Source organism: Janthinobacterium violaceinigrum (genome assembly GCF_009208555.1).
In the GTDB taxonomy this organism is placed as follows: Bacteria; Pseudomonadota; Gammaproteobacteria; order Burkholderiales; family Burkholderiaceae_D; genus Janthinobacterium; species Janthinobacterium violaceinigrum.
This window is the reverse complement of sequence record NZ_WFLI01000007.1, coordinates 103,620-118,212: the sequence shown is the minus strand read 5'-3', so window position 1 is coordinate 118,212 and position 14,593 is coordinate 103,620. Positions and strand designations below refer to the sequence as shown.

Sequence of the window (14,593 nt, the reverse complement as noted above, 5' to 3'; positions counted from 1 at the left end):
GCGCTGGCACAAACCGGTTTTTTTATTCACCTGAACTCATGAGCGCTCTACACATTATGCGTAATGCCAGTATGCACCAACTCAAAATTGCAACGGTTTTGTTGTGCGCCATTTCCGGCGCCACGACCAGTAGTGTCTGGGCGCAACAGGCTGCGCCAGCTCCTGCGGCCACCCCCGCGGCTGCACCCGCTGCCACACCGGTCAAGGGCTTCACGCCACCGGCGTCCAGCAGTGGCCAGACCATCGATTCCATCGCCGTCGTCGTCAATGACGATGTGATTACGCGCAATGAAGTAGCGGCCCGTATCAAGAGCGTGGAGCAGCGCATGAAGGCGCAGAACGTGCCCTTGCCCGATCCTGCCGACCTGCGCCGCCAATTGCTGGAGCGCATGATTGTCGAGCGCGCGCAAATGCAGCTGGCCAAGGAAATGGGCGTGCGCGTGGATGACCTGACCCTGGACCGCGCCATCGGCCGTATTGCTGAACAGCAAAAAATGACGGTGCAAGACTTGCGCAACCAGATGGAAAAAGAAGGCACGCCGTTTGCGACCTTCCGCGAAGAAATTCGTGATGAAATCATCATGCAGCGCCTGCGCGAGCATGAAGTCGACGCCAAGATCCAGATTTCCGATTCCGAAGTGGATAACTTCCTGGAAGCGGAAAAAGCGGCGGCCAGCGAGCAAGTCGAGCTGAACCTGGCGCAGATTCTCGTGCGCATTCCGGAAAACTCCAGCCCTGAACAGATCGCCGCACGCCGCGCGCGCGCCGAAGAAGTCAGCCGCCAGTTGCGCACGGGCGCCGATTTCGCCAAGATGGCCGCCAGCTATTCCGACGCCAGCGATGCGCTGAGCGGCGGCGATATCGGCTGGCGCAATAGCGACCGTTTGCCGCCCCTGTTCACGGAACAGCTGCTGAAACTGAAGCCGGGCCAGATCACGCCTATCATCAAGAGCAACACGGGTTTCCACATCCTCAAGCTGGTGGACCGCCGCAGCGCGGCCGAGGCGCAAGCCGTGGCTGCCGTGCAGCAGACGCACGCGCGCCATATCTTGCTGAAAATAACCCCGACCCTGTCGGCGGCCGAAGCCAAGCGCAAATTGCTGGAATTGAAAGAGCGTCTCGATAACAAGGCCGCCAAGTTCGAAGACCTGGCCCGTTTGTTCTCGAACGACGGTTCGGCGGCCAAGGGCGGCGACCTGGGCTGGCTGTATCCGGGCGACACCGTGCCGGAATTCGAAACGGCGATGAATGCGCTGAAACCGGGCGAGGTGAGCGAGCCGATCGAGTCGAGCTTTGGCTTCCACCTGATCGAAGTGCTGGAACGCAAGAGCGACGATGTCTCGAAAGAGAAGCAACGCAGCGCCGCGCGCAACGCCTTGCGCGAACGCAAGCAGGAAGAAGCGACGGAAAATTGGGCGCGCGAAGTGCGCGACCGTGCCTATGTCGAATTCCGCCCGGACGACCAGTAATGTTGCCGACTATTTGCGCATGAGTAACTTGCCTGTTGCACGCCGCCCGGCCATCGCCATCACCTGTGGCGAACCGGCCGGTGTCGGCCCGGAAATTTCGATCCGCGCCGCCTGGGCCATGCGGCATGAAGTCAACGCCATCCTGCTGGGCGACGCCGCCTTCCTGGCGCTGACGGCCAGCCTGATCGACCCGGACATCCGCCTGGCGGCGCTGTCGCTGCAAGCCGTGCGCAACAGCGGCCTGCCCCAGTTCGGACCGGGCCGCCTGGCCGTGATCGATATTCCCACTGTAAACAATGTCATTCCTGGCGTGCTGGACAAGGAAAACGGGCGCTCCGTGCTCGCGACCCTGGACGCGGCCGTGGAAGGTATCCAGGCCGGCTGGTTTGGCGCCATGGTCACGGCACCCTTGCAAAAGAGCACGATCAACGACGCGGGCGTGGCTTTTTCCGGGCATACGGAATACCTGGCAGAAAAAACCGGCACGCCGCAAGTGGTCATGATGCTGGCCGGCGAACCCGGCCATGGCGAACCGACCCTGCGCGTGGCGCTGGCCACCACGCATCTGCCATTGAAGGACGTGTCTGCCGCCATCACGATGGACAGCCTGGCCGTCACGCTCGATATCATCGCGGCGGACCTGCAACAGAAATTCGGCATCGCCGCGCCGCGCATCCTGGTGACCGGCCTGAACCCGCACGCGGGCGAGGGCGGGTATCTTGGACGCGAGGAAATCGATGTCATCGCCCCGGCCATTGCCGCGGCGCAAGCGCGCGGCATCGATGCGCGCGGACCGTATCCGGCCGACACCCTGTTCCAGCACAAATACCTGGCCGATGCCGATTGCGTGCTGGCCATGTACCACGACCAGGGCTTGCCCGTGCTGAAATACGCGACCTTCGGGCGCGGCATCAATGTCACCCTGGGCTTGCCGCTGATCCGCACCTCGGTCGACCACGGCACGGCGCTGGACCTGGCCGCGCAAGGGCTGGGGCTGGCTGATTGCCACAGCATGGAGCAGGCCCTGCAAACGGCGCTCGGCATGCTGCGCGCCAGCACCCGCGCCTGATTCCCCCGTTTTACCCCGCTACACCGCCTCTAGAATAGAAAAACAGAATATGAAACACGTTGCCCGCAAACGCTTTGGCCAGAACTTCCTGCATGACCGCTTCGTCCTCGACGACATCACGGCCGCCATCGCGCCGCAGGCGGACGACGCCATGGTCGAGATCGGCCCCGGCCTGGGCGCCATGACGGAGCAGCTGCTGCGCCATTTGAAACAGATGCATGTGGTGGAGCTGGACCGCGACCTGATCGTGCGCCTGGAAAAGGCCTTCAATCCCGCCAAGCTGACGATCCATTCGGGCGACGCCCTGAAGTTCGATTTCGCGCAGATTCCCGTGCCGGCCGGCCAGAAGCTGCGCATCGTGGGCAACTTGCCGTACAACATATCCAGCCCCCTGCTGTTCCACCTGGCGGACTTTGCGCCGCTGGTGCAGGACCAGCATTTCATGCTGCAAAAGGAAGTCGTCGAGCGCATGGTGGCTGAACCGGGCAGCAAGGCGTATGGCCGCCTGTCCGTGATGCTGCAATGGCGCTATGACATGTCGCTGCTGTTCATCGTGCCGCCGACGGCGTTCGATCCGCCGCCGAAGGTGGAATCGGCCATCGTGCGCATGATCCCCGTGGCCGAGCGCCTGGCCTGCGACCAGGCCACCCTGGAAGCGGTGGTCATGAAGGCCTTCTCGCAGCGCCGCAAGGTGATCCGCAACTGCCTGGCCGGCATGTTTACGGAAGAGCAGATCAAGGCGGCCGGCATCGACCCGACCCTGCGTCCGGAAACGGTAGGCCTGGAACAGTATGTTGCTTTGGCGAACTTGCTGAAGGCGCCGCAGTAATCGCAAGAGCTGGGGGCAGACCCACTCTACCCGCAGCGCCTGAGCAGGCGTCGACGCGAGTGGGGGTCTGACCCCGGTAGTGACCATCAAAACCACTGGTCGACTTGCTGCAAATCCTGCCGCAACGCTGAAAAGCAGTCGTCGACATGGTGGTTGCGGCTGATTTCATTGCGCCGCATCAAGGCGATCTTGCGCTTGCACGTGGGCTGGCGCAGGGGCGCCACGTGCAGGTCTTCGTCGTTGAGGAAGGTCGTGTACAGGCTGGGCATGATGCCCACGGCGATGCCGGCGCGCACCACGCCATACAGCGACTCGCTGTGGATCATCTGGTACAGGCTGGACGGGCTCAAGCCATGCTGGCGCAGCGCGCTCGAGGCGAACTCCCAGATGCTGCCCTTGGTAAACACGACGATTTCCTGCCCCGCCAGCTGCTCCCAGCGCACTTCCTTCAGCGGCGCCAGCGCATGGCGTCCCGCCGTCACCAGCACCAGTTCATCTTCGAACAGGCCCACGCTTTCCAGCGACACGGAACCGGGCACCTCGATGCCCACGCAAAAATCCAGCTGGCCCGAATGCAGCGCATGCAGCAAGCCGTCGTTGGGCATGTCCGACAGGACGATTTCCACTTCATCGCCATGCTGCTCGCAGTAGCGCGCCACCACCACGGCCGTCATGGCCATGGCCGAAGGGATGGCGCCGATGCGGATGCGGTGGCGTCCGCTGCCGATGGCGCGCTGGATATCGGCAAAGGTGTTGCTTGCCGTATTCAATAAATGCGTGGCGTAGTCGAGCGCCAGCTTGCCTTCGCGCGTCAGTTCCAGCTGGTGGGTTGTGCGGTTAAACAACTTTTTTCCCAGTTGGTTTTCCAGCAGCTTGATCGACGCGCTGAGGGCCGGCTGGGTCACGCACAATTCCTGTGCAGCCTTGCTGAAGCTGTTTACCCGGGCCAGGGTGGAAAACGCTTGTAAATGTCGTAAGGAAATCTTCTTGCTCAGTTCATGCATGGGTTTGCTTATTAGAAAAAGTAATGGATTTATAAAAATAAACAAATTTTCTTATCCCGCAATTTACCATATTCTGGACTGGTCTTTACTTGTCTTGAATGCAACAATATTCGGGAGAAGCGCCTGGAATGCGGCGCCGGCACTCGCGGCGGTGCGCCAGGCAAGGGACGTATCAATAAAATAATTCCAAAAAAACTCAGGGTTTACTCTTTTTAGGGCGGCGGCGATGAATAAATGGATGACTGGAACGATGGTGGTGGGTGGCTTGCTGGCGGCGCAGGGCGCGGCGCAGGCGCAAAGCAGCGTGCAGGTGTATGGCTTGCTGTCGGCCGGTATCGGCTACGTATCGGATGAGGGTAACGGCAGCCGCACGCATGCGCTGAGCGGCACGAATCAGAATCCCCGCATCGGTTTCCGCGGCCAGGAAGACCTGGGCAACGGCACCAAGGCCATCTTCGCGCTGGAAAACGGTTTTAATGTGATGACGGGTACGGCGGCGCAAAGCGGCCGCCTGTTCGGCCGCCAGTCGTACGTGGGCCTGTCGAGCAACGACAAGGGTACCCTGACCCTGGGCCGCCAGTACGAGGCCGTCAAAGACCTGCTGGGCCCGGTGGTTATCGCCAGTAACGGCGTGCACATCGGCGACAACGACAATGGCTACAACAACTTGCGCGTGCAAAATGCCGTCAAGTATGTCAGCCCGAACATCAGCAATCTGTCGTTCACGGGCTTGTATGGCTTCAGCGAAAATCCGGCAGATTCCAACCGCAACCGCGTCTACAGCATGGGTGCCGGCTACAAAGTCGATGCCTTCAGCTGGGCCGTCGCCTATACCAAGATGGATCACCCGAACAGCCCCGACGCGCCGAATGGCGCCATCGGCAACGACTATGGCAGTTCCCTGTTGATTTTCAACAAGAGCGCCGTCAAGGGCGCCGGCGTGGACAGCCAGGCCATCGCCGGCACGGGAGGCTTTTATAATGTGGGCAGGACCAAGTTCGGCGCGCTGTACACCAACGTGCGCTACCACTACCTGGATCAAAGCAATCTGACCTTGCAAAACGTGGATCTGAACGTGAACCACAAGCTGACGGAAGCGTTGAACCTGGGCGCGTCGTATTTCTTTACTACCGGAAAATATGACGTGATCAACAAGACGCCGAAATGGCATCAGGTCAACTTCCAGGCCGATTACTTCCTGTCCAAGCGTACCGATGTCGCCATCACCTGGAGCTACCAGAAAGCGGCCGGCGATGCGACGTTCGCCCGCGTGTTCGGCTTTGGCGCCTCCGGCGGCAAGACGCAAAGCGTGCTGATCGTCGGCATGCGACATTATTTCTGAGTCTGATTCATCTTTTACAGGCGCTGTCCCGCAGCGCCGCCCCCTGAAAGGAAGCATCTTGAAAAAGCACCTCATGTTGGCTTTGAGCCTAGGCTTGCTGGCAAACGCCGCCCACGCGGAAAAACGCGAGCTGGTCATTTCGGCCTATCCGATTGCCCAACCCTTGTTCATGAAGTATGTGTACGAGCCGTTCAAGGCCAAATGCGGTTGCGATATCAAGGTGGAAACAGGCAATAACGCGGACCGCATCGCCAAGCTGGTGGTGCACGCCAAGAACCCGGTCATCGACCTGGTGCTGCTGTCCGATTCCGGCATGCTGGAAGCGGCGCAAAAGGGCGTGATCCAGCCCATGGATTACTCCAAGCTGAGCAATTACAAAGCCTTGTACGACGTGGCGAAAAACCCCATCGGCGGCAACTACGCCGTCGGCTACACCCTGTATTCCGTGGGCCTGGTGTACCGCAGCGACAAGATCGCCCCGCTGACATCGTGGAAAGACCTGTGGCGCCCCGAACTGAAGGGCCGCGTGGCCTTCCCCGACGTGAGCACCACGCAGGGCCCGCTGATGCTGCGCATGGCCGATGCGGCCTGGGGCGGCAAGACGGACGACTACGCGACCGGTTTTGCCAAGATCGTCGGCATGAAGGGCAACGTCGTCACGTTCTCGAAAAACAGCGCGCAGCTGGCGGCCCTGTTCGCCCAGGATGAAATCTGGGCCGCGCCCGTGGCGCGCTTCACCTGGTCGCAGATGCTCAAGACGGGCCTGCCCCTGAAATGGAGCATCCCGGCCGAAGGCCAGGCCGCCGGCATGAACGTGATGGGCATCGTTGCCGGGTCGAAGAATGCGGACCTGGCGTACCAGCTGATGGATTTCTGGCTGTCCAAGGAAGTGCAGACGCAGCTGGCGACCAACCTGGTCGACTCGCCCGTCAACAAGGACGTGCGCCTGTCGGTGGCTGCCGCGCAATTCAATACCTATGGCGCCGACCAGATCAATTCGCTGAAATTCGTCAAGCCGGAAACCATCCTCAAGCAGCGCACGAACTGGATGACGCAGTGGAACAAGGCCATGAGCAAATAGTGGTGACGAGGAGAGAACACCATGTTTGCTGATCCAAAAAAGCGCCTGGGCCTGCTGTTGGTCCTGCCGGCGCTGATCTTTATCGTCGTCTGCTTCCTGCTACCCGTGCTGGCCTTGCTGGTCGACGCCTTCCGCGTCGGCGACGGCATGCAGTGGGGCGTCGACCGCTTCGTCGAATTCTTTTCGCAGGAATTCAACCGCACCATCTTCTGGCGCACCCTGCGCATCGCTGCGCTGGTGACCCTGGCGTCCATCATCCTCGGCTATCCGGCCGCGCAAGCCGTGGCGCGCGTGTCGCCGAAGTGGCGCGGCCTGGTGGTGGGCATGATGATCCTGCCGCTGATGGTGTCGCCGATTGCGCGCACCTATGCCTGGATCGTGCTGCTGGGGCGCAATGGCGCCCTCAACGCGGCGCTCGTCAACATGGGTTTCACGGATGAGCCCTTGCGCTTGCTGTTCAGCGAGTTCGCCGTGTTTGTCGGCCTGCTGCAACTGCTGCTGCCATTGATGCTGATGTCGCTGGCCGGCGCGCTGGAAAACCTGCCGCGCGACGTGGAACCGGCTGCCGCCACCCTGGGCGCCAATCCATGGCAAGTCTTTTGCAAGGTCACCCTGCCGCTGACGCAGGAAGGCCTGGTCGTCGGCGGCACCCTGGTGTTTACGGGCTGCGTGACGGCCTACGTGACGCCGGCCCTGCTGGGCGGCACCAAGGTGCTGATGCTGGAAACCCTGCTGTACCAGAAGGTCAGCGTGGAGAGCGATTTCGGCGCCGCGAATGTGATCGCCGTCATCCTCGTCTGCATGACCTTGCTGGTGAATGCCGGCCTTAAACGTATTTCCTCGAGCCGGAGTTCCGTATGAAAGAAAGCCTATTCTCGCGCGCAGTCCTGTGGCTGGTGTTTTTGTTCCTGCTGGGACCGTTTGCCATCGTCGTGCTGGCGGGTTTTTCCGGCGGCGAAACCCTGGCGTTCCCGCCCGAGTCCTACTCGCTGCGCTGGATCCTCGAAGTGTGGGCGGCGCCCGAGTTCCGCCGCGCCTTCCAGACCAGCCTGGAGATCGGCCTGATCGCCACCGTCATCGCGCTGTTGCTGGGCATTCCCGTCGCGTATGCGTTTTCGCGCATGCCGCCGCCGGGCATCGGCGCCATCCGCCAGATCCTGACGTCGCCGCTGATCATTCCCGCCATCCTCGTGGGCCTGGGCTTGCTGCACCACCTGGTGCTGACCATCAATGCGCCCGTCTACGTGGGCCTCCTGATCGGCCACATCGCGCTGCTGATTCCGTATTCGGTGCGCGTGGTGTACGCGAGCCTGGTGAACCTGCGCGTCGATATCGAGGATGCGGCCATCACCCTGGGCGCGTCGCGCCTGCGGGCGTTTTTCATGATCGTGCTGCCGAATATCCGCAACGCCGTGATCGCCGCCTTCTTCCTCGCCTTCGTCACCTCGTTCAACCAGGTGCCTGTGTCGCTGTTCCTGACGGGACCCGGCATCAGCACCTTGCCGATCGAGATGCTGGGCCATATGGAAAACAGTTTCGATCCGTCGATCGCAGCCCTGTCGACCTTGCTGGTCTTGTTCACCATGGCCTTCGTGATGGTGACCGAGAAGGTGCTGGGCATTTCTAAATACATGTAAGAGGCAACACACCATGAGTTATCTGGAACTGCACAAGCTGAACCTCGGCTACGCCAAGAACACGACGTCCGTGAAGGACCTGGACCTGCACGTCGAGCAGGGCGAACTGATCTCGCTGCTGGGCCCCAGCGGCTGCGGCAAGACCACCACCATGCGCGCGATCGCCGGCCTGATGCCGCTGCAGTCGGGCCGCATCGTGCTGGATGGCCGCGAAATCGGCAAGCTGGCGCCGAACAAGCGCAATATCGGCATGGTCTTCCAGTCGTACGCGCTGTTCCCGCACCTGAACGTGTACGACAACATCGCGTTCGGCCTGCGCCTGCGCAAGGTGGCGCCGGCCCTGCTGAAAACGAAAGTGGAAGCCGTGATTGCCGCCGTGGGCCTGACGGGCTTTGAAACGCGCCTGCCGGCGCAGATGTCGGGCGGCCAGCAGCAGCGCGTGGCGCTGGCGCGCGCCATCGTCGTCGAGCCGGCCCTGCTGCTGCTCGATGAACCGCTGTCGAACCTGGACGCCAAGCTGCGCGTGCAGATGCGCGCCGAATTGCGCCGCATCCAGCGCGAACTGGGCATCACCATGCTGTACGTGACGCACGATCAGGAAGAAGCGCTGGCCCTGTCCGACCGCATCGTCGTCATGAACGGCGGGCGCATTGAGCAATTGGCTGCGCCGGAAGCCGTCTTCAATACGCCGTCGACGCGCTTCGTCGCCAACTTCATGGGCTTCGAGAACCTGTTCGACTACCGCGACGGCGCGCTGCACCACGCGGGCGCCAGCCTGCCGTACACGTCTCCCGTTGCTGCCGGAACGACGGTGCTGGGCTGGCGTCCGGACAAGGTGCGCGTGTGCGCGCCGGACGACGCAAGCGCTCAATACCCGGGCACCGTGCTGGCACGGGGCTTCCTGGGCGACACCGTCGAATACCTGCTGCAAACGCCGCTGGGCCAGGTCAAGGGCATCTGCGCGGCCGGTGGCGCCGCCTGGCGCGAAGGCACGGTCGTCTCGTTCGTGCTGCCGTCCGACAGCGCCCTGTGCTTGGCTGCCTGATGTTTTAACCGGAGACCATCATGGACAAACCCCTCAAGAAAATCTGGCTCGATACCGATCCCGGTTTTGACGACTGGCTGACGATGCTGCTTCTGGGCAGCAATCCCGATATCGAGTGGCTGGGCGTGAGCGTGGTGGCGGGCAATGCGCCCGTCGACATCACCTACGACAATGCCTTGCGCATCAAGGCCAATGATGGCTTGACGGTGCCCATCTACCGCGGCTGCGAAGAACCGCTGGCCGGCGTCATCGAGACGGCGCAGCGCATCCTCGGCGACAGCGGCATGCCGACGACAGGCGAGATCCTGCCGCCCGGCGCGGCTACGGATGCTGCCGGCCATGCCGTCGACGCGCTGATCGCCGCCGTGCGCGCGCATCCGGGCCAGATCACCATCATGGCCATTGCGCCGATGACGAACCTGGCCACGGCCTTGAGCCGCGCGCCGGACATCGCGGAAAAAATCGTCGAGATCATCCTGATGGGCGGCTCGACCGACCAGGGCAACCACACGGCGGCGGCGGAATTCAATATCTATGCCGACCCGGAAGCGGCTGCCCAGGTGTTCAATGCGGGCATTCCGTTGCGCATGTTCGGCCTGAACCTGTGCCGCCAGCTGCTGGTGACGAACGTGGAAGTGGAACGCCTGCGCGCCATCGGCACGCCGCGCGCGCAGCGTCTGGCCGGCTACCTGGAAGCGTATGTGCGCATCCGCAGTGCCGACGGTTCCGTGCCCATGCCCATGTACGACCCCGTGGTGGCCTTGTACCTGGAAGCGCCGCAGCTGTTCCAGTTCCAGCCGGCCCACGTGGCCATCGAATTGACGGGCGAACTGACGCGCGGCATGACGGTGTGCGAATTCCGCGTGCCGCGCCGCGCCGCTATCAACACGCAGGTGGCGATGCTGGCCGATGGCCCGGCCGCCATCGAACGCTTGATGCGCCGCCTGGCCGCCATTCTCGTCTGACCCTTTTTCCACTAACGAAGCGAGCTTCATGAGTCATCCTGCCGACACCCTGCCTGCCCTGAGCATCGAACAGTTTTTACGCGCCATGCCGAAAGTGGAGCTGCATTGCCACCTGTTCGGCACGGTGCGGCAAGCCACTTTCCGTGCGCTGGCCGCCAAGACGGGCAATGTCGTCACTCCCGAGGAAATCGACGCGTTCTACACGCGCGGCGACAAGCCCGTCGGCGTGCTGCGCGTGCTGCGCGCGCTCGACGCGCACCTGATCGTCTCGCCGACGGACCTGTATTGCCTCGCCTACGAATACCTGGAAGACGTGCATGGCCACGGCGTGCGCTACGCGGAGTTCTTCTGGAATCCCACCGGCACCGTGCGCGTGTCGGGCATCCGCTACGATGCGGCGCAAGACGCCATCGTGGCCGCCATCCGCGACGCGCAGCGCGATTTCGGCGTGATCGGCCGCCTGATCCCCAGCATCGACCGCGAAGCGGCTCCTGCGGAAGCCGTGCAGATGGTGGAATGGATGAAGGCGCACCGCGCGCCGGAAGTGATCGGCATCGGCATCGATTACCGCGAAAACGACCGCCCGCCGGAACTCTTCATCGAAGCCTACCGCGCCGCGCGCGAGGCCGGCTTCAAGTGCACGGCGCACGCGGGCGAATTCGGCATGCCGTGGATGAATGTGGAGACGGCCATCGAGCAGCTGCAGGTGGACCGGGTCGACCACGGCTACACCATCGTCGACAATCCTGAACTGGCGCAGCGCTGCGTGGAGCGGGGCCTGGTATTTACCGTGGTGCCGACCAATTCGTATTATCTGCGCACCCTGGCGCCCGAGCGCTGGGCCCTCGATCACCCGATCCGCGCCATGGCCAAGCTGGGCCTGAAACTGCATCCGAACACGGACGACCCGACCCTGCACCACGTGACGCCGACGGGCGCCTGGATGATGATGCGCGAATTCGGCTTCGGCCTGGACGACATGCGCGGCTTCATGTTGAATGGCCTGGACGCGGCCTGGATAGACGAATCCACGCGGCGCGACTGGCGCGCGCAATTTGCGCGCGAATTCGACGCGCTGCGCGCGCGCGTCATCGACGCCTCCTAGGCCGAGACGGGCGGCGGCAGCAACAGCGACGGAAACGCCCGCTGCGGGCAGCTTTGCCGCTCGCACACCTTGCAGCCCGTGCCGATCGGCGTGGCGCTGGACGGGTCGTGCAGATCGAGTCCTTTCGAATAGATCAGCCGGTGCGCCTGCGAGATGTCGCAGCCCAGCGCCACGGCAAAGGTCTTGCCGGGCGCCCGGAATCCGGGCGAGGCCGTGCTGACCTGGCGCGCAATCCACAGATAGGTGCAGCCGTCCGGCATGCTGGCCACCTGCGTCAGTACCTGGCCCGGATGGCTGAACGCGTCGTAGACGATCCATAGCGGACACGTGCCGCCCACCCTGGAAAAGTGAAAGTCCGTGGCCGACTGGCGCTTCGAGACATTGCCCGCGCGGTCGACGCGCACGAAGAAGAAGGGCAAGCCCGCGGCATCGGGGCGCTGCATGGTGCTCAGCCGGTGGCACACGGCCTCAAAACCCACGCCGAACTGGTGCGCCAGGCGCTCGATATCGTAGGCGCGGCTTTCCGCCGCCTGCAAAAAGCGCTGGTAGGGCATCAGCAGGGCGCCTGCAAAGTAATTCGAGAATGCCAGGCGCGCGCCCGTTTGCGCGGCCGCGCCGGACAAGCCCGCCGCCAGCACGAGGGCGTCGATCAGCTCGCTGTGCTCGAGCAGGCTGATCTGCGCCGCCATCTGGAACGCGCGCTGGCCGCCCGTCAGGGTGTCGGGCAGCCACAATATGTGTTGCTGGGCATCGTAGCGGTGCTTGCGCACCATGCCCGCGTCGCCATCGGACAGTTGCACCCGGATGCCGTGGCGTTCCAGCAGACGCCCCTGCAGCGCATCGAGCGTGCGCAGGGACGGATCGAGTTCGCCCGCCACGCGCTCCGCCGCCCGGTCCAGCTCATCGATGTAATTTTGCCGCCGGTTCAGGTATTCGCGCACCTCCTCGTCCGTGGATGGCGCCGCCGAGCTGGCGCCGCGGCTGCCGTCGTCGAGGCGCGCGGCCAGGGTATCGGCCCGTTCCGCCATCACCCGGTAGCGCCGCTGCAACAGCAGGATCGAGCGGGCCAGTTCCGGCATGTTTTCCACCAGCATTTTGAGTTCCGCCATCGAGGTGGGCGGCGCGTCGGGCAATTCGCCGAACACATCGCGCACGTCGGCCACCAGGCTGGCGCTGTCGTGTTCGGAAAAGATTTGCGGATCGACGCCCAGCACGCTGCCGATGCGCAGCAAGATCGGCACCGTCAGCGGACGCTGGTTGCGTTCCATCTGGTTCAGGTAGCTGGGCGAGATGCCCAGGGACTTGGCCAGCGCCACCTGCGTCATGCGCCGTTCCTCGCGCAGGCGCTGCAGGCGCACGCCCATGAAAACCTTCGCCATCGCGTCTCCTCTTCCCCGGTTTGCGGAATCTGCAAATTTACAATCTTTGCAGATTAACAGATTCATCTTTGCATTATCTCGCATTTTCACGCCTTGTTCGTGGCGGCGATTGTGCGAATAATGCAAACAGACCTATACCCACACAAGGAGACACCGAGTGACCACGCAAAACGCTATTCCGACCGTTCCCCTCTTGATCAACGGCGAGTGGGTTGAATCCCAGACCACCGTCTGGCGCGACGTCGTCAACCCCGCCACGCAGGAAGTCCTGGCCAAGGTGCCGTTCGCCACGCCGGACGAAGTGAACGCGGCCATCGCCTCGGCCCAGCGCGCCTTCAAAACCTGGCGCAAGACGCCGATCGGCGCCCGCGCGCGCATCTTCCTCAAATTGCAGCAGCTGATCCGCGAAAACATGGCCGACCTGGCCGCCACCTTGACGATGGAACAGGGCAAGACCCTGCTGGACGCGGAAGGCGATGTGTTCCGCGGCCTGGAAGTGGTCGAGCACGCCGCCAATATCGGCACCCTGCAAATGGGCGAGTATGCGCAAAACGTGGCCGGCGGCGTCGATACCTACAGCGTGATGCAGCCGCTGGGCGTGTGCGCGGGCATTACTCCGTTCAACTTCCCCGCCATGATCCCCCTGTGGATGTTCCCGATGGCAATTGCCTGCGGCAATACGTTTGTCTTGAAACCGTCGGAGCAAGATCCGCTGGTGACGGAAAAGCTCGTGCGCCTGGCCTTGCAGGCGGGCATCCCGGCTGGCGTGCTGAACGTGATACACGGCGGCGAAGACGTGGTCAACGCCCTGTGCGACCATCCGGACATCAAGGCGATCTCGTTTGTCGGCTCCAGCAAGGTGGGCACGCATGTGTACCAGCGCGCCAGCCTGAACGGCAAGCGTGCGCAATGCATGATGGGTGCCAAGAACCATGCCGTCGTCTTGCCTGACGCCAACAAGGAACAGACCCTGAACCAGTTGCTGGGCGCCGGCTTCGGCGCCGCCGGCCAGCGCTGCATGGCGGCGTCCGTCGCCGTACTGGTGGGCGAAGCGCGCGAGTGGCTGCCGGAACTGGCGGCCAAGGCGCAAACCCTGACGGTAGGCGCGGGCAAGGACAATCCGGACCTGGGCCCTGTCATTTCCTGCGCAGCCAAGGAGCGCGTGTTCAGCCTCGTTGCCAAGGGCATCGAGCAGGGCGCCGTGCTGACCCTGGACGGCCGCGACGTCAAGGTTGATGGCTATCCGAACGGTAACTTCGTGGGACCGACGATCTTGTCCGGCGTGAAGCCCGGCATGGTCGTGTATGACCAGGAAATCTTTGGCCCCGTGCTGATCGTCGTCGAAGTCGATACGCTGGACGAAGCGATTGCCCTCGTCAACGCGAATCCGAACGGCAACGGCACGGCCCTGTTCACGCAAAGCGGCGCGGCGGCCCGTTACTTCCAGGAAGAAATCGACGTGGGGCAAGTCGGTATCAACGTGCCCATTCCCGTGCCCGTTCCCCTGTTCAGCTTTACGGGTTCGCGCGGCTCCAAGCTGGGCGACCTGGGCCCGTTCGGCAAGCAGGTCGTGCTGTTCTACACGCAGACGCAGACGATCACCCAGCGCTGGTTCACGGATGCGGCCTCGGTGGGCAAGGTCAACACCACCATCAGCCTCAAGTAAGG

13 protein-coding genes are annotated in these 14,593 nt (G+C 63.0%); 11 read left to right on the top strand and 2 right to left on the bottom strand.

Translation table 11 applies throughout. The annotated features are described in order from the left end of the window. The first annotated feature begins 56 nt into the window (after window positions 1-56). The 3 genes from GCN75_RS08390 to rsmA are packed head-to-tail and all read left to right on the top strand — an operon-like array spanning window position 57 to window position 3,367. A complete protein-coding gene (locus GCN75_RS08390; protein WP_152282146.1) occupies window positions 57-1,469 on the top strand; it encodes a peptidylprolyl isomerase in 1,413 nt (470 codons plus the stop codon). Between the two features lie 19 nt (window positions 1,470-1,488). Next, a complete protein-coding gene (gene pdxA, locus GCN75_RS08385) occupies window positions 1,489-2,538 on the top strand; it encodes a 4-hydroxythreonine-4-phosphate dehydrogenase PdxA (protein ID WP_152282145.1) in 1,050 nt (349 codons plus the stop codon). 49 nt (window positions 2,539-2,587) lie between these two features. Beyond that, window positions 2,588-3,367 carry a 16S rRNA (adenine(1518)-N(6)/adenine(1519)-N(6))-dimethyltransferase RsmA gene (rsmA, locus tag GCN75_RS08380; protein ID WP_152282144.1) on the top strand — a complete coding sequence of 260 codons (780 nt, stop codon included), beginning with the start codon at window positions 2,588-2,590 and terminating at the stop codon, window positions 3,365-3,367. A gap of 86 nt (window positions 3,368-3,453) precedes the next feature. Here the strand turns inward: rsmA and GCN75_RS08375 are convergent, their stop codons facing one another. Continuing rightward, window positions 3,454-4,371 carry a LysR family transcriptional regulator gene (locus tag GCN75_RS08375; protein WP_070281784.1) on the bottom strand — a complete coding sequence of 306 codons (918 nt, stop codon included), beginning with the start codon at window positions 4,369-4,371 and terminating at the stop codon, window positions 3,454-3,456. Between the two features lie 238 nt (window positions 4,372-4,609). On the opposite strand from GCN75_RS08375, the gene GCN75_RS08370 reads away from it, so the two are divergent. Genes GCN75_RS08370 through GCN75_RS08340 form a run of 7 tightly spaced genes read left to right on the top strand, consistent with a single transcriptional unit; the run spans window position 4,610 to window position 11,546 of the window. After that, on the top strand, window positions 4,610-5,713 hold the full coding sequence (locus GCN75_RS08370) for a porin (protein ID WP_152282143.1): 1,104 nt from the start codon (window positions 4,610-4,612) through the stop codon (window positions 5,711-5,713). 58 nt (window positions 5,714-5,771) lie between these two features. Then, the gene (locus GCN75_RS08365; RefSeq protein WP_226938796.1) at window positions 5,772-6,794 is read left to right on the top strand and encodes an ABC transporter substrate-binding protein; all 1,023 of its coding nucleotides are present in this window, start codon (window positions 5,772-5,774) and stop codon (window positions 6,792-6,794) included. Between the two features lie 21 nt (window positions 6,795-6,815). After that, a complete protein-coding gene (locus GCN75_RS08360) occupies window positions 6,816-7,655 on the top strand; it encodes an ABC transporter permease (protein ID WP_152282142.1) in 840 nt (279 codons plus the stop codon). After that, entirely contained in the window at window positions 7,652-8,431 is a 780-nt protein-coding gene (locus tag GCN75_RS08355) for an ABC transporter permease (RefSeq protein WP_070290842.1), read from the top strand. The genes GCN75_RS08360 and GCN75_RS08355 overlap by 4 nt, the downstream gene beginning before the upstream one ends. A gap of 13 nt (window positions 8,432-8,444) precedes the next feature. Then, window positions 8,445-9,476 carry an ABC transporter ATP-binding protein gene (locus GCN75_RS08350; RefSeq protein ID WP_152282141.1) on the top strand — a complete coding sequence of 344 codons (1,032 nt, stop codon included), beginning with the start codon at window positions 8,445-8,447 and terminating at the stop codon, window positions 9,474-9,476. Window positions 9,477-9,496: 20 nt separating this feature from the next. Continuing rightward, window positions 9,497-10,441, top strand: a complete 945-nt coding sequence (locus GCN75_RS08345) for a nucleoside hydrolase (protein WP_152282140.1) — start codon at window positions 9,497-9,499, stop codon at window positions 10,439-10,441. Window positions 10,442-10,469: 28 nt separating this feature from the next. Beyond that, on the top strand, window positions 10,470-11,546 hold the full coding sequence (locus tag GCN75_RS08340) for an adenosine deaminase family protein (RefSeq protein WP_152282139.1): 1,077 nt from the start codon (window positions 10,470-10,472) through the stop codon (window positions 11,544-11,546). On the opposite strand, the gene GCN75_RS08335 is transcribed toward GCN75_RS08340, so the two are convergent. Further along, complete coding sequence (locus GCN75_RS08335) at window positions 11,543-12,925, bottom strand: short-chain fatty acyl-CoA regulator family protein (protein WP_152282138.1); 1,383 nt, start codon at window positions 12,923-12,925, stop codon at window positions 11,543-11,545. The two genes, GCN75_RS08340 and GCN75_RS08335, sit on opposite strands and share 4 nt — an antisense overlap. A 157-nt stretch (window positions 12,926-13,082) precedes the next feature. On the opposite strand from GCN75_RS08335, the gene GCN75_RS08330 reads away from it, so the two are divergent. After that, entirely contained in the window at window positions 13,083-14,591 is a 1,509-nt protein-coding gene (locus tag GCN75_RS08330; protein WP_152282137.1) for a CoA-acylating methylmalonate-semialdehyde dehydrogenase, read from the top strand. Window positions 14,592-14,593 lie beyond the last annotated feature (2 nt).

What these genes read in the sequence shown, in the direction of transcription:
- GCN75_RS08390 (WP_152282146.1), top strand. Translation starts at nt 57, where the DNA reads ATGCGTAATGCCAGTATGCACCAACTCAAAATTGCAACGGTTTTGTTG.
- pdxA (WP_152282145.1), top strand. Translation starts at nt 1,489, where the DNA reads ATGAGTAACTTGCCTGTTGCACGCCGCCCGGCCATCGCCATCACCTGT.
- rsmA (WP_152282144.1), top strand. Translation starts at nt 2,588, where the DNA reads ATGAAACACGTTGCCCGCAAACGCTTTGGCCAGAACTTCCTGCATGAC.
- GCN75_RS08375 (WP_070281784.1), bottom strand. Translation starts at nt 4,371, where the DNA reads ATGCATGAACTGAGCAAGAAGATTTCCTTACGACATTTACAAGCGTTT.
- GCN75_RS08370 (WP_152282143.1), top strand. Translation starts at nt 4,610, where the DNA reads ATGACTGGAACGATGGTGGTGGGTGGCTTGCTGGCGGCGCAGGGCGCG.
- GCN75_RS08360 (WP_152282142.1), top strand. Translation starts at nt 6,816, where the DNA reads ATGTTTGCTGATCCAAAAAAGCGCCTGGGCCTGCTGTTGGTCCTGCCG.
- GCN75_RS08355 (WP_070290842.1), top strand. Translation starts at nt 7,652, where the DNA reads ATGAAAGAAAGCCTATTCTCGCGCGCAGTCCTGTGGCTGGTGTTTTTG.
- GCN75_RS08350 (WP_152282141.1), top strand. Translation starts at nt 8,445, where the DNA reads ATGAGTTATCTGGAACTGCACAAGCTGAACCTCGGCTACGCCAAGAAC.
- GCN75_RS08345 (WP_152282140.1), top strand. Translation starts at nt 9,497, where the DNA reads ATGGACAAACCCCTCAAGAAAATCTGGCTCGATACCGATCCCGGTTTT.
- GCN75_RS08340 (WP_152282139.1), top strand. Translation starts at nt 10,470, where the DNA reads ATGAGTCATCCTGCCGACACCCTGCCTGCCCTGAGCATCGAACAGTTT.
- GCN75_RS08335 (WP_152282138.1), bottom strand. Translation starts at nt 12,925, where the DNA reads ATGGCGAAGGTTTTCATGGGCGTGCGCCTGCAGCGCCTGCGCGAGGAA.